The sequence below is a fragment of the Specibacter sp. NPDC078709 genome (assembly GCF_040686795.1).
Lineage (GTDB): Bacteria > Actinomycetota > Actinomycetes > Actinomycetales > Micrococcaceae > Specibacter.
On sequence record NZ_JBFBLU010000001.1, the window covers coordinates 393,800 to 407,556 of the forward strand.

The 13,757-nt window shown below is 62.4% G+C and carries 14 protein-coding genes; 4 read left to right on the top strand and 10 right to left on the bottom strand.

Translation table 11 applies throughout. From position 1 onward, the window contains the following. Positions 1 to 5 precede the first annotated feature (5 nt). Positions 6 to 1,532, bottom strand: coding sequence for an NAD-dependent succinate-semialdehyde dehydrogenase (locus tag AB0P14_RS01705; RefSeq protein WP_363836879.1), 1,527 nt, complete (start codon positions 1,530 to 1,532; stop codon positions 6 to 8). A 15-nt stretch (positions 1,533 to 1,547) separates the two neighbouring features. Here AB0P14_RS01705 and AB0P14_RS01710 point away from each other — a divergent pair, with 15 nt between their 5' ends. Beyond that, positions 1,548 to 1,682: a hypothetical protein gene (locus AB0P14_RS01710; protein ID WP_363836882.1), complete on the top strand. Its 135-nt coding sequence runs from the start codon at positions 1,548 to 1,550 to the stop codon at positions 1,680 to 1,682. Between the two features lie 105 nt (positions 1,683 to 1,787). Here AB0P14_RS01710 and AB0P14_RS01715 read toward each other — a convergent pair whose 3' ends face one another. Both AB0P14_RS01715 and rsmI read right to left on the bottom strand, forming a co-directional pair. Further along, positions 1,788 to 2,762 carry a hypothetical protein gene (locus tag AB0P14_RS01715; RefSeq protein WP_363836885.1) on the bottom strand — a complete coding sequence of 325 codons (975 nt, stop codon included), beginning with the start codon at positions 2,760 to 2,762 and terminating at the stop codon, positions 1,788 to 1,790. Positions 2,763 to 2,947: 185 nt separating this feature from the next. Then, positions 2,948 to 3,898, bottom strand: a complete 951-nt coding sequence (gene rsmI, locus AB0P14_RS01720) for a 16S rRNA (cytidine(1402)-2'-O)-methyltransferase (RefSeq protein WP_363836888.1) — start codon at positions 3,896 to 3,898, stop codon at positions 2,948 to 2,950. 69 nt (positions 3,899 to 3,967) lie between these two features. On the opposite strand from rsmI, the gene AB0P14_RS01725 reads away from it, so the two are divergent. Further along, a complete protein-coding gene (locus AB0P14_RS01725; RefSeq protein WP_363838126.1) occupies positions 3,968 to 5,707 on the top strand; it encodes a phospholipid carrier-dependent glycosyltransferase in 1,740 nt (579 codons plus the stop codon). Positions 5,708 to 5,852: 145 nt separating this feature from the next. Here AB0P14_RS01725 and AB0P14_RS01730 read toward each other — a convergent pair whose 3' ends face one another. From AB0P14_RS01730 to AB0P14_RS01740, 3 genes are all read right to left on the bottom strand, one after another. After that, entirely contained in the window at positions 5,853 to 7,124 is a 1,272-nt protein-coding gene (locus AB0P14_RS01730) for a TIGR01906 family membrane protein (protein ID WP_363836891.1), read from the bottom strand. Positions 7,125 to 7,241: 117 nt separating this feature from the next. After that, a complete protein-coding gene (locus tag AB0P14_RS01735; RefSeq protein WP_363836894.1) occupies positions 7,242 to 8,147 on the bottom strand; it encodes an SGNH/GDSL hydrolase family protein in 906 nt (301 codons plus the stop codon). 105 nt (positions 8,148 to 8,252) lie between these two features. Next, on the bottom strand, positions 8,253 to 9,245 hold the full coding sequence (locus AB0P14_RS01740) for a stage II sporulation protein M (RefSeq protein ID WP_363836897.1): 993 nt from the start codon (positions 9,243 to 9,245) through the stop codon (positions 8,253 to 8,255). A 50-nt stretch (positions 9,246 to 9,295) separates the two neighbouring features. Between AB0P14_RS01740 and AB0P14_RS01745 the strand changes: the two genes are divergently transcribed. Continuing rightward, entirely contained in the window at positions 9,296 to 10,096 is an 801-nt protein-coding gene (locus AB0P14_RS01745; protein ID WP_363836900.1) for an RDD family protein, read from the top strand. Between the two features lie 45 nt (positions 10,097 to 10,141). On the opposite strand, the gene AB0P14_RS01750 is transcribed toward AB0P14_RS01745, so the two are convergent. From AB0P14_RS01750 to AB0P14_RS01765, 4 genes are all read right to left on the bottom strand, one after another. Beyond that, on the bottom strand, positions 10,142 to 11,380 hold the full coding sequence (locus tag AB0P14_RS01750; protein WP_363836903.1) for an Ig-like domain-containing protein: 1,239 nt from the start codon (positions 11,378 to 11,380) through the stop codon (positions 10,142 to 10,144). Between the two features lie 173 nt (positions 11,381 to 11,553). After that, positions 11,554 to 12,357: an MBL fold metallo-hydrolase gene (locus AB0P14_RS01755; protein ID WP_363836905.1), complete on the bottom strand. Its 804-nt coding sequence runs from the start codon at positions 12,355 to 12,357 to the stop codon at positions 11,554 to 11,556. A gap of 66 nt (positions 12,358 to 12,423) precedes the next feature. Further along, positions 12,424 to 12,603 (bottom strand): hypothetical protein, encoded by a 180-nt coding sequence (locus AB0P14_RS01760; protein ID WP_363836908.1) that lies wholly within the window; start codon positions 12,601 to 12,603, stop codon positions 12,424 to 12,426. 30 nt (positions 12,604 to 12,633) lie between these two features. Then, the gene (locus AB0P14_RS01765; protein WP_363836909.1) at positions 12,634 to 13,041 is read right to left on the bottom strand and encodes a DUF3499 domain-containing protein; all 408 of its coding nucleotides are present in this window, start codon (positions 13,039 to 13,041) and stop codon (positions 12,634 to 12,636) included. A 67-nt stretch (positions 13,042 to 13,108) separates the two neighbouring features. On the opposite strand from AB0P14_RS01765, the gene AB0P14_RS01770 reads away from it, so the two are divergent. Further along, positions 13,109 to 13,699 carry a metallopeptidase family protein gene (locus AB0P14_RS01770; protein ID WP_363836912.1) on the top strand — a complete coding sequence of 197 codons (591 nt, stop codon included), beginning with the start codon at positions 13,109 to 13,111 and terminating at the stop codon, positions 13,697 to 13,699. Positions 13,700 to 13,757: the final 58 nt, after the last annotated feature.

Genomic DNA, 13,757 nt, shown 5'->3' on the forward strand with positions numbered 1-13,757 from the left:
CTGCCTCAGACGTTGCTCGGGTTCGGGAAGCCCACGTACTGCGTGTACAGGTATTCCTCGATGCCCTCCACGCTGCCTTCGCGACCCAGACCAGACTGCTTGACGCCGCCGAAGGGTGCGGCCGCGTTGGAGATGACGCCCGCGTTCAGGCCCATCATGCCGGTCTCGATGCGGTTGGCCATGCGCAGTCCGCGGTTGTGGTCGCGCGTGAAGACGTAGGCGACCAAGCCGTATTCGGTGTCGTTGGCGAGGGCCACTGCCTCGTCCTCGTTTTTGAACGTGACAATCGGGGCCACAGGACCGAAAATTTCCTCGGTGAGGATGCGCGAGCCGGGCTCCACGCCCTGCAGGACCGTGGGCTTGTAGAAGTAGCCGGGGCCCTCGGCAGGGGCGCCGCCGGTGATGGCGCGGGCGCCGTCGGCCACGGCGTCGCTGACCAGGGAGTGGACCTTGTCCCGGCTCTTGGCGTCGATCAGCGGACCCACCTTGGTGCCCGGATCGGTGCCGCGGCCCGTGGTCATGTCACCCATGCGGGCGGCAAAGCGGTTGGCGAATTCATCGGCTACGGATTCGTGGACCAGGAACCGGTTGGCGGCGGTGCAGGCCTCGCCCATATTGCGGAGCTTGGCAGCCATGGCGCCTTCCACGGCGGCGTCCAGATTGGCATCTTCGAAGACCAGGAACGGGGCGTTGCCGCCGAGCTCCATGGAAGTGCGCAGGACGTTGGCGGCGGCGTCGACGAGGAGGCGTTTGCCGACGGGGGTGGAGCCGGTGAAGGAGAGCTTGCGCAGTCGTGAATCCTGGATGAGCGGACCCGTTACGCCGCCAGCGTCGGTGGTGGCGATAACGTTTAGGACTCCGGCGGGCAGGCCTGCCTCCAGCATGACCTGGGCGAAGAGTTGGCTGGTCAGCGGCGTCAGATTGGCGGGCTTGAGCACCATGGTGCAGCCGGCGGCAATGGCGGGGGCGATCTTGCGCGTTGCCATGGCGAGGGGGAAGTTCCACGGGGTGATCAGCAGGCAGGGGCCAACGGGCTTTTTCTGGACCAGGATCTGCGCGGTGCCCTCGGGGTTGCTTGAGTAGCGGCCAAAGGTGCGGGTAGCTTCTTCGGAGAACCAGCGCAGGAATTCGGCACCGTACTTCACTTCGCCTTGGGCTTCGGCCAACGGCTTGCCCATTTCCAGAGTCATAAGGAGGGCAAAATCGTCGGCGCGGGCGGTGACCATGTCAAAGCCACGGCGCAGAATTTCGGCACGTTCGCGAGCAGGGGTCGCGGCCCATTCTGCCTGTACGGCGACAGCAGCATCTAGGGCTGCGGCACCGTCTTCGGCGCCGGCGTCTGCCACAGCGAGCAGCACTTCTCCCGTGGATGGGTCCTCCACATTAAAGGTTTTGCCGGATGCTGCGGGTCGCCATTCGCCGTTGATGAGCAAACCGGTGGGGACGCTTGCCAGCAGGGTGCGTTCGCGCTCGGCCTGATCGGCGCTGATCGGGGCGGCGCTGGTGTGGGTGGCGGCTGGGCTCACGGTCATGGTGACTCCTTTGTCTTGAAGCCCCTGCGAACCACGACGCCGAAGATGGCAGCCAAGACTCACAAGGACGGTGCGGCGGGAAAAGTGTTCTACTTCACGGTAGTTCTCGCCGAACACAGGTGTCTACGCATGGACGCACTACTCCTGTAGCTTTGGCTGTGCAACTGCACAGCTGGTGTTGCGAGGCACCGCGGCGGACGGGTCGAGAGGCTGGCGGGCCGAGAGGCCGACTGACGGGCGCGCTATATGGGCCGTCTACATCCGTGACGCGATGAGCTTACCGAGCTCTGAAAGCTGTTGTATTGTCTTGTCCTGCGTTGTGCCGGAAGTGCTCATCACGAACCAGTACTGTCCGTCCTGCATGAGAATCAGTTGTTCGCCCCGGGAGAAGGCTTCGTCGCCAACTTCGTAGACCGGCACCACATTCTCAAGCTCTTGAAAGTCCGCCCAACGCTCGGCGTCCACCTCAAGGATGGTGACCTTGTGATTCCAGCCGCAACCCTGGCTGGTGGTACCGCTAATCTCCCCGCTGGCAACCACCCCCGTGATCGAGGTGACCTCCTCATCAGAGATCAGTGCACACGCAGAGTCTTCCAGCGCAGGCTTGGAGCTCGGCTCGGCCTTGACTGGGCCGCAATCGGAGCCGCAGTTCTCAATGATTGACGCAGCGAGCCGCTGCTGGGCCAAAAAGACCGGCTGCTCCGAGCGCACTTGCAGCAGGAACTGGTGCTCATCAAACTCCACATACATCGAGGTCTGACCCAGTAGCCGATCATGTTCTAGATCGTTGACGCGGTTGCTCATGGTGAAGGCCGAGTCACCCAATCCGCCAACTGGAGTGCCAGCAGGCTTGAGTGTGTCGAACTGATTGGGCGACCACACGAGCGTCACTTCGTCTCCGAGGTCAACACCTGAACCCCATGTGCAGCTTTCCGCGTTCTTCCGTATTGAGGTTGCTTCCTCATCCCACATCGGCTCCGAGATCACGTCAGCAAGTAGTGACTGATCGACAAGGTTGCAGGGAAAAACGCGCCCACTGGTATTGGCCTCGAGCTCAATGTTTGCCTTATCCGAGGATTCTGGCGCGGAACTTCCATTGGCGGATTCTTGCGCCGCGACACTGTCTGCGGCCGTGGGCGCGTTGTTGGCGAGACCATCCGCACCGCTAGAACAACTCGTGACCGCAAGCAGGGCGGCGAGGGCAATACTGGGGAGCAAAAGACGACACATGCGCTACTCCTTGTGGGGCGCTACGGCGGGTCCAAAACGGCTGCTCGTCGGGCTCAATCGCCGTGCTCACTACCGTCAACCAAGTGTGACATGCGCCACAGCTTGACGGCAAGGGTTCGTGGGCGGCAACGCCGGACCTCCGGAGCCGGGGGCGGAGCCGGACCCGCGCCAGGACCCCCGAGCCGTTAGCCCCTCGCGGCCAGAACGGCGCTGTACAGATCGCGCTTGCTGACGTGCACGTCATGCGAGATCACGGCAACAGCTTCCTTGAGCCGCATGCCTTGGCCAATCAGCTCATTCACAGCAGCAACGTGATCCTCAACGGTCCCCAGATCGGCTTCCGGAGCACCGCCCACAACAATGGCAATTTCGCCACGTATTTGGCTCTGCTCGGCCCATTCCAAGAGCCCTGACAGCGGACGACGAATCACTTCTTCATACGTCTTGGTCAGTTCCCTGCAGACGGCGCCCGGACGTGACGGGCCAAACGCGGTGTGCAGCGCCCGCAACATGGCTTCGAGCCGGTGCGGCGCCTCGAAGAAGACCATGGTGCGCTTTTCCAGGGCCAGCTCGTGGAGCCGTGAGGCCCGCTCCCCCGCTTTACGTGGCAAGAAACCCTCAAAGCAGAACCTGTCCGTAGGCAGTCCGGAAAGAGCAAGTGCAGTCAGGACGGCAGACGGTCCAGGCGCAGAAGTCACCTTCACACCAGCTTCAACAGCGGCGCCCACCAGACGGAAACCGGGATCAGACACGGACGGCATGCCGGCATCGGTAACCATCAGCAGTGTCTTGCCACTTTGCACCTGGGCCAGCAGCTCAGGTGTCTTCGCGGCTTCATTGTGTTCGTGATAGCTGACAATTTGGCCACCCACCTTTACGCCCAAGCTCGTGACGAGCCGGTGCAGGCGGCGCGTGTCCTCGGCGGCCACAATGTCCGCAGCTCCCAGCCACGCAATGAGCCTGGCCGAGGCATCGCCCATGTTGCCAATAGGTGTTGCCGCCAAAATAATGTAGCCCTCACCCGGCGCCGCTACGGGCGCGAGGCTGGAATCGAGAGTTTCTTCGGCCAGCTCCGAGTCGGTCAGCTCCGAGTCGTGGTCAACGGGTGCGGGATTTGTGCCAAAGTCATCTTCCATAACTCCAGCGTAGTGCTCCCCGGCTTCAGCACCCACTTGGGTAGCATTGACACCGTGCAACCCCATGCTATGGATACCGCTGCGGCGGCCCTGGAACCCACCGCTGCCGCTGGACCGCTAACGGACGGCTCTAGCTCAGGCGTGTCCACGGGCGAACTGTCTGAAAGCGCGCTATCCGCCACTGAACAGCCTGCAGTCCGGCGATGGGTACACGATCCAGCCGAGGCCTTCACCCGTTCTGCCCTGCGTACACGGCTCTTGGGCCTGCGGCACTCCTTCGGCACCACGCCCGTGAGCTTGCGGATCTGGTTTTGGATGGCCCCCATCCTGACAGCCTTAGTCGGCGGACTCTTGCGCTTCCTGCGGCTTGGCCAGCCGCCGTCGTTGGTCTTTGACGAGACCTACTACGTCAAGGACGCCTACAGCTATCTGCAGAGCGGCTACGAACGCAATTGGGCGGACAAGGCCAACGACCTCTTCAACCAGGGCATCTTCACGAGCCTCGAGGACACTCCTGAATATGTGGTCCACCCACCCGTAGGCAAGTGGATGATCGCCTTCGGCATGTGGCTTTTCGGCCCGGAGAGTACCTTTGGCTGGCGGTTCTCCGCGGCGGTCGTGGGCACTCTGTCCATCTTCATGCTGGCGCTGATCGCTCAGAAGATGTTCCGCTCCACTATTCTGGGCGCCGTCGCCGGCCTTCTGTTCGCCGTCGACGGTCATGCCATCGTCCAGTCCCGCACCTCACTGCTGGACATCTTTGTCATGTTCTTCGCTCTAGCCGCCTTTGGCGCTCTCATCATGGACCGTGATGATGGACGACGCCGGCTCGCGGCGAAGCTCTCTGCCCTCGCCGGCCCGGATGGTTTAGTCCCGGCCAAAAAGTTGATGTATGGTCCGTGGCTGGGCATCCGTTGGTGGCGGATCGCCGCCGGTGTGGCCCTGGGCCTGTGTATCGGGACCAAGTGGTCCGGGCTGTTCTTCCTTGCCGCCTTTGGTTTGCTGAGCGTGGTCTGGGACATGAACGCCCGCCGTATCGCTGGTATCAAATACTGGGTGTCCGGAGCCGTGTGGAATGACGGCGTGCTCGCCTTTGTCAGCATGGTTCCTGTGGCGATGGCAACGTACTTGGCCAGTTGGACCGGCTGGTTCCGATCCTCCGGCGCTTACGACAGGAACTGGGCGGCGGATAATCCCTCCGCTACGTGGGATTGGGTCCCGGCTTCGCTGCGTTCTCTGTGGCATTACCACTACACCGCATACAACTTCCACAACGGTTTGGCCTCCGATCACCCGTACAAAGCCAACGCCTGGTCTTGGCTGGTCATGGGCCGGCCCACGTCCTTCTACGTCAAGAACTATGAAAACGGTGACGGCGGCTGTGCGGTTGAAAAGTGCACGGCTGCCATCACCAGCGTCGGCAATCCGCTCATTTGGTGGGCCGGAACCTTGGCCATCTTGTTCCTTATTGGTGTGTGGATTGCCAAACGTGACTGGCGTGCGGCAGCCATTCTTGTGGGCTTCGCCGCCGGCTTCCTGCCTTGGCTCTTCTACCCGCTGCGCACCATCTTCTTCTTCTACGCGATCGCTTACGAGCCCTTCATGATTCTGGCTATCGTCATGGTTCTCGGCATGATTTTGGGTAAGGTGGGCGACCCTCCGTGGCGACGCCAGCGAGGTGCCATCATCGTGGGAATCTTCCTGGTTCTAGTGGTGGCCGTCAGCGCCTTCTTCTACCCGATCTGGGCTGCGGAGATCATCCCGCAGGAATACTGGCGCCAACACATGTGGCTGCCGAGCTGGATCTAGGTTGGATCTGAGGGGGCGGTAGCGCCCTGCTCTCGCAGCTGCATTCGCCGAAACAGACGGAGCCCTGCCACGTCTGACGTGGCAGGGCTCCGTGAGTTTCGAAGCAGGTGGGGCGGGTCCGGTGGGAGGGTGAGCGCTGGTGCCGTTACGCTGCCCGGCGGCCCGGACGTGAGGCAGCAACAACGGCTTCGCGGCGGTCCTTGGTGGGCCAGGTAAACGCCATCGTCAGTGATGAAACCACCAATACGAATGCACCGATGAAGATGCCCGAATCCATCCAGAACTGGCTGGGGAACAGCCGGATGAGGGTGTCGTCGGTGTAGAACGTCCAGGTGCCGTCGGCGAAGAAAATCTTGTGGAACTCAGTGAAGAACCGTTCCCAGCCAGTCACGGCCACCACGCCGAGCCCAATAATCAGAACCAGTGTGACGATGGATCCGGCGAACAGAGCCCGACGGTTGCCGCCAAAGCTGCGGCGCGAGAGGTAGATCATGCCAACCACCATGATGAGGGCCAAGGCTAAGGCGCTCAAAAACGCCATGACAATGACGGTCTTGACGTCGGCCATGTGGCCCACTTCGCGGGTGAGGAATAAGGGGTTGCCAATGTCGTTGACCAAATCCCCCAAGTATCGCGCTGGGGCAAAGTTGAGCAGGTAGTCCACCGTGTAGGAACCGTAGGTTACCCGGTCTTCGGTGCTGAAGCCGAAACTGTCTGCGGGGAATCCCGGGCGGTGGTATTCAATCCACAAGAAAGTAGAGGTAGTGACGAGCCTGATGGCCAGTACCAGCAGGACGATCGGGTAGAACACCGCGATGAGCACTTGGAACACGCGGGTCAGCACGGGTTTGGTGTTGGCGGCTTTTTCTCTGGCGGCTTGGCGTTTAGCCAACTCTTCAGCCGAGGGCCGCTGAGCTGCGCTGTCCTCGCCGGAGAGTTCCGCTGCCCCAACGTTGTCAGCTCCGCTCGCACCGTCCTCTGAAACACTCTTGGCCAAGGCCGCCGCAATTTCCTCGTCGCTGGGAAGCGCCGGCATGCGCGACGCCGGACGCATGGGTTCGTCGGCTTCCTTCATCTTGATCTTCGAGACGCCACGTTCGGCAGCGGGCACCGCCGCACGCCGGGCACGGGCCTTCTCTGCGGCACGAGCCGTCTCTGCGGCACTTGCCTCACTCGCAGCAGCACCGTCCAGCTGAACCCGCGCAGCTGGGCTGTTCTGAGTCAGGTTCTCCGCTGCAGGGGCACTCTGCGCATGGTTCTCCGCTGTAGGGGCACTCTGCGCATGGCTCTCCGCTGCAGGACTGACCGACCCATGACTATCCTGGGCCGGGCGTTCTTGGGCCGGATTGTCCACTGCCGGGTCAAGGGTCGTTGGATCGAGGGGTGTTGCGTCTTGGGGCTTTAGGTTCTCGCTCACAAGTCGAAAGGATACCGGCCGGGGGCCACCCCTGGGCGCTGCCACCCCGTGATGTTGTCAAACTGTCACCCGGACTAACCATCAGTACCGTTCCCTAGCACTGGCGTCCGTGTTTGGCTACGGCCCGGTCTCCGTGCCTGAATCTGTCTCTGAAGGGGGCGGCATCGCAGCCTCAACGACCTGTTGTGGCATGGTGAGCGGGACCTCTTGCAGCGGAGCTGGCACCGGCCGTTTGGCGCCGAATCCGCCGGTTGCGGACTGGTGGCGGATGCCCCGCAACATGTAGGGCACCAGATAGTCTCGCGCCCACTGAATTTCACCCACCCTTGCCTCGCGCCAGCTTTTCGCCGGGAGTGGTTTAGGCATCAGCGGCTCAAGTGCGTGCGGAACGTTGAGTGTGTCCAGCACCATCGAGGCAATGGCATGATGGCCCAGTGAGGAGGGGTGCAGCCGGTCAGGGCCCCACATTCGGGAATCGTGCAGTTCAGTCATGGCCCACAGATCAGCAATAATGGCGTCGTGGTGTCCGGCGATGCTGCGCATATTCTCGTTGAAGATGGCGATCTTAGTCCGGAACTGCCCCATCACCGTGGACCGGCCAGCATCTGGTCCGGCAAAAATCACCACCGTCGCCCTCTGCATACGAAGGCGCACGACAGCCTCTTCCAGGAGTTCAGCCAGTTTGTCCGGGTCAGCTCCGGGGTGCAAGAGATCGTTCCCGCCAGCTTGGATCGACACCAGATCCGGGTGCAGCGCCAACGCCGGGCCTATCTGGGTCTCCACCACCTCGTGCAGCAGTTGGCCCCTGACCGCCAAGTTGGCGTAGGCAAAGTCCGGCACACCCACGCTCAGCTCCTCCGCGGCCCGGTCCGCCCAACCGCGGTATCCGCCAGGGCTGCGCGGTTCGGGATCGTCCAAGCCTTCCGTGAAGGAATCCCCCACAGCCACAAAGCGGCGCCATGGGTGCGGAGTCACCGGCTTGCTTGCACCTGCCATGTCCCGGGGTTGCGCATCAAGTCCCATGCCCCCATCCTGCACCGCGGGTCACCGTGAGGGGAAGAGTAAGCCACTGACCCAAGGAGGAGAAGAAGGAACTATCTCAACAACAACCTGAACAACAACGCAGGTTCAGGCTGAGCGGATGGAGGCTCCGGCGTCGTCCGCGTCAAGGTCACCGAGCTCCCCGGCACGCACCGCCCGGCCGCCCAGAATCAACGTATAAGCCCAGTACGCGGCCAAGACCAGCGCGCCGATGGTGATCTTGGCCCAGACGGGCAGCGGGCTCGGCGTGACATAGGCTTCGACCAGGCCCGAGACGAACAGCACCAGGACCAGGCCCACGGCGACGGTCATGAGGGAGCGACCCTCGAGCGCCAGCGAATCCAGGCGAGTGCGGGGTCCGGGACTCACCCACGCCCAGAAAATGCGCAGTCCCGCCGCGCCGGCAATGAAAATGGCTGTCAGCTCCATGAGTCCGTGCGGCAAGATGAAACTGAAGAAGACATCGCCCTTGCCGTAGGCGAACATGGCGCCGGCGGTGAGGCCGACGTTCTGGGCGTTCATGAAGATTTGGTACGGGACAAAGGCGCCCGTGATCCCAAAAGCCACGCACTGGGCGGCGATCCACGCATTGTTGGTCCAGACCGCGCCCGCGAAGGAGGCAGCCGGGTTCTCCGAGTAGTAGTCGACGAAGTCGTGGTTGACGAGTTGCTGCAGTTGGGCATCCGTACCCAGTGCCGCCTGGACCGCAGGATCCCCCGCCACCCACAGCGCAAAGAGGCTGGCGATGGCCACAAACACGGCGCCAATGATGAGGGTCAGCCAACGCACCCGGTAGAAAGCGGCCGGCAAGGCAATGACGAAGAACCGGGCAATGTCCACGAAGATATTACTCCGGGCCCCCGTGAACCGCGTCCGCGCGTTGGCCAGAATGGCGGAGAGCGAGGCTGACAGGGCGCTCTCGGCCGTCACGGAGCGGATCAGCGACAAATGACCGGACACGCTTTGGTACAAATGCAGTAGTTCGTCCGCTTCAGGACCGTTCAGGCGCCGCTTCCGGGCAAGCTCATTGAGCCGTTCCCATTGCGGGCGGTGTACCGAAGTAAAGGCATCCATGTCCATTCGAACCAGCATATAGGCCCGACGGGCGTGAGCGTGGATAGACTGTTTTCATGTCCGCAATCATCACAGGCGAAGCCGTTGTCCTCGAGCTGCGTCCCGCTTCCTTTGCCGCCCGCTCCGTGGCCACCGCCATCGACGTCTTGGCCACTGTGCTGGTGGCTTTCGGGCTGTTCTTCCTGCTGGCTTCGCTGGATTCCGCCGTGGATCCGACCGCGATGCGCGCGATCATTCTCAGTGTGGTGGTGGGATTGCTAGTCATTGTCCCCATCACGGTGGAGACGCTCAGCCGCGGAAAGTCTCTGGGCAAGCTCGTCATGGGGCTGCGGATAGTGAGGGACGACGGCGGTTCCATCCGTTTCCGTCACGCCCTGGTTCGGGCGATGCTCGCCGTCCTGGAAATTTACATGACGCTGGGTTCGGTGGCCTGCCTGGTTTCGCTGTTCAACGACAAGTCCAAACGGCTCGGCGACATGCTCGCCGGCACCTACGCCATTCGCGACCGGGCCCCGAAGGCCACGCCCCTGCAGGTTTCCGTGGCTCCCGAGCTGGCGCAGTGGGCTGGTCTGGTAGATATTGGCCGGCTGCCCGATCCGCTGGCCCGGCGCATTTCCGTGTTCCTGCGTCAGGGTTCGGCCATGGCCGGGCCCTCCCGCTTCGCCATGGCCGTGGAACTTGCTGGTGAAGCGAGCGCTTATGTAGCCCCGCTGCCAGCCCCGGGCACCGATCCGACGGTATTTCTCTCGGCCCTGATCTGTGAACGTCGCGACCGGGAACACCTTCGCCTCAGCATTGGCGCAGACCGGGCAGCCTCCGTGCGCGGCCAGTTGGCCCGCCACGGGGTGAATTCCTAGCGCTTTCTTAGCGCGAGTGCTTAGCGCGAGGCGTAGTCGGTTTTATTAGCGCGAGGCGTAGTCGGCGAACGCGAAGTTCCAGTCGCCGAATCCGTCGGTGGGGGCAATCGTGTCATTCGGTGTGCCAACCGTGTGGACCAGATCGCCGGGGCGCATGTTGTTAAACACCCAGCCGGCGCCTTCATGCGAGAGCCCGATGCAGCCGTGAGACAAGTTGGTGACACCAAGGTAGGGAAGGGCGTACGCGGTGGCCTCGTGAATGAAGATGCCGCTATTGGAGAGCCTGGTGGCAAACTGCACATCCACGCTGCCGTAGTCGCCGGGGTCGCCCGGCTTCAAGCCAATGGTTGAGGCCTTGAAGGTAGCATAGCGCTGCTTGTCAGCAGTGAGCACCATGAAGCCGGAAGCAGAGGGGAAACGTTCATCGCCCATCGATGCTGGGAAGGTTTTGGCCAGCTGGTCGTTGACGAAGATGTTCACAAACTTGTTGGCCGCGTCGGCTTCCATGATGACCTTGTTGCCAACGTTGACGTTGTAGTTCCGGTTGGCGTTGTAGATCATGCCGTTGCCCAGATCCATGCCAAAGAGGGCCATATCAACGTTCAGCACGGTGTTTGCCGGCCAGTAATCCTCGGCACGGTATCGCACCATGGTGTCCGAGTACCAGCGGAACGCGCCCTGCTGGCCGGTGCTGGTGGTGACCTTGATGGCCTTTTCCACGGCTTCCTTGTTGAGCACCGGCTCGCTGAAGTTGAACTCCAGCGGCTGGCCAACACCTACGGTGGAATCGGCGGCCGGATACACCCAGGCGTCGGCTTCGTGCGATGGTGCAACGGTGGAGAAGGCGCTGTGCGAGGTGTTCTTGTTGCCGGCGGCATCCTCGGCGATGATGCTGAAAACGTAGTCGGTGCCAAACTTCAGGGGCGCCTTGGAAATCCACTTGGTGCCGCTGACGACCAGCTCACCTTCGACCGGCGTCCCAGTGGCTTTTTCTTCCAGCACGGCTTTAGCAATAGTTCCATTGGTGACCACGGCTGCGATTTCGTTGGCCGGGTTGACGGCTTCCGTGCCGGTGGCGGGGGTGAACTCGGTGGTGGCGGGTATGGCTGGCGGGGTGGAAGGCGCTGCACTGGTGGCGGCTACGGATTCACTGGCGGCTGGCGCTGCGCCGTTCGGCAAAGCACTGCAGCCGACTCCCGTGACGACCATGCCCAAAGCGACCAGTGAGATCAAGGTATTCCGCAAGCCCTTGCGGCTTCTCTTGGTCTCTTCCAACTCAGCCATGCAAACTCCCCATTCGGTGGACAAATCCACAATCATTGGTCGTGGTGCAAAATACACCAACACCCAATTTTACGCCACCATTAGCGCTCCCACGGCCAAAACGGGCCTAGACGCAGCTATGTTGTGAGGTTGTTATGAGCCCGCTCTGTCAAGCAACGATCTGATTGCAGCCCTCATCCACGCAGGTAAGTCAGCTGTGCCTCGACAGATAGCTGGGCAGCACCCTGCAGGTTCTCCGGAATGTCCCCATAGACGATCGCTGCCACCTGAGCTGCGTCTGGCTCTTGCGTTCCGTCGTTCTGGAGACATTCGACGGCGTTACGCACCTCGGCGATCCGCCCCGCCCGGTGTTCCTCATAAGCCTTCGCTGCCGCGGCGATATCTGCCAGCACCGGACCGTGCCCCGGCAGGACCGGAACAGGATTGCCTCCGGAACCACCCCGGCCGCGAAGCGCAGCGAGGGAAGCCAGGTAATCCCCCAACCGGCCATCCGGGTGGCAGATCACGGTACTGCCACTGCCGAGAATAGTGTCGCCGGTCAGGATGACCTGTTCAGTGGGTCTTTCAGCAGAGCTCACCACAAAACAGAGCGAGTCACTGGTGTGTCCAGGGGTGGCGAGGACCTCGATGGTGAGACCGCCAGCCTGGCTGAGTTCGCCGTCGGACAGGGCCGTTCCGCCATGGCAAAACTCCGGCAGGGCCGCCCGCACGGGTGCTCCTGTGAGTTCGTGGAGCCGGGCGCTGCCGTCGGTGTGGTCGCCGTGATGGTGGGTGATCAGGATCAGTTCCACGGCACCGGCGCCAGCGAGTTCACTCAAGTGTTCCTCGAGCAGCGGGCCGGGATCCACCACGACCACGCCGGGCGCACCCGGGGCGGACAGGACGTAGGAGTTAGTCCCGTCCAGGGTCATGGGGCCGGGATTTTCGGCGCGCCTACGCCGCACAAAGCTCCCGATAGTTTCCCATGCTGCACTCATGACTACCCCTAGCTCCGTTGGTTGGTGGCGTACCGTTGGTTTGGTGGCGTGCCGTCCTGCAGTTACTTACGCGGTGATCTGTTCGGGCCGCAGCAACAGGGCAATGCCCTCATCGATCGTGTAGCGCAGCGGCTGCCCGTCCTCGCCATTAGCCGAACTGATCAATTCCTCGCCGATCTGCTTCAGCGTAGAACCGGTGACAGGGCAGCGCAAAATTGCCAACAAACCGTCGTTAACCTTTGCCATGGTGATCCACTTCCTTCGATCTAGTCGCGTCTAGTCGCGCAGAATGCGCAGGTGCCCGCGGCGGCCAGTGGTGGAGGCGCTGGTTGGCATGGCCGCCGGCGGTTCAAGAGTTCCACGGAATTCCCGCCGAGCCGCGCCTGCTCCGGGTTCGGATTCTTCGGTGCCTGCATTTGCGGCTTCGCGCACGGCGTCGGCCAAAGCTAGGAGATCGTCAGGGCCGGGGGCTGGTGGCTTGTCTGAGCGGGCCAGATGGATCACTTCCCACCCGAGCGGTGCGGTCAGCCGGGCGGAATGTTTGGCGCACAAGTCGTAACAATGCGGTTCTGCAAAAGTGGCCAAGGGGCCTAAAACCGCTGTTGAATCGGCATAAACGTACGTCAAAGTAGCCACGGCCGTTTCTCGGCAGGCGGATCTGGTGCATTGACGAAGGGTTCCCACGATTCCCAAGACTACCCTCCCCGCCGCGATATTTCCCCTCCGCGGCCCCGCGGCCTAGAGTGAAATGATGGAGTTCAAGGCAATTGACGGCGAACAGTCCCTGCGTATCTCACTGGATCCGCTCGATTCCGATGCTGATTCGGCAGCTTCAGCAGAATCGGCCGCAGATCCTGGCGCTGGAATTTCAGAGCCCAGGATTCCCGGGGCGCGGACTTTCGAGCAGCGCCGGCGTGACCGGCACGGCCGGGGCCTGCGCGGCCCAGTGCTCGATGCTGGCCTGCCCGGCTCGAGAACCCGTGGCGAAAAATTCGATGACCTGGTGGTGGATTCCGCCGACCGGCTGCGCACACTATGGCCTGAAGCGCTGGCCACGGTGGAATACCTCGTAGAAGAGGTCCCGCAGCAGCTCGAATCGCTCCTGGCTGCCAAGTCGCAGGCGCCGCTGGGCAAGTACACCCCGGCTCGAGCCGCCACAGACACTAGTCCCGGCGAACCAGCCTGCATCGCCATCTACCGGCACCCGATTGAAGCCCTGTGCGACACCTCCGGACAGGTTCGCGAGTTGGTCCACGAAGTACTCGTGGAGCAAGCGGCCGGGCTCCTGAACATTGATCCGGACACGGTGGATCCCATGTTTCGGCGTCACCGGGGCCACTAAAACCGCCAGTAGCTCTGCCCGCGAGCTCCGACACCGAGCTACGGACCGCGATTCCGAC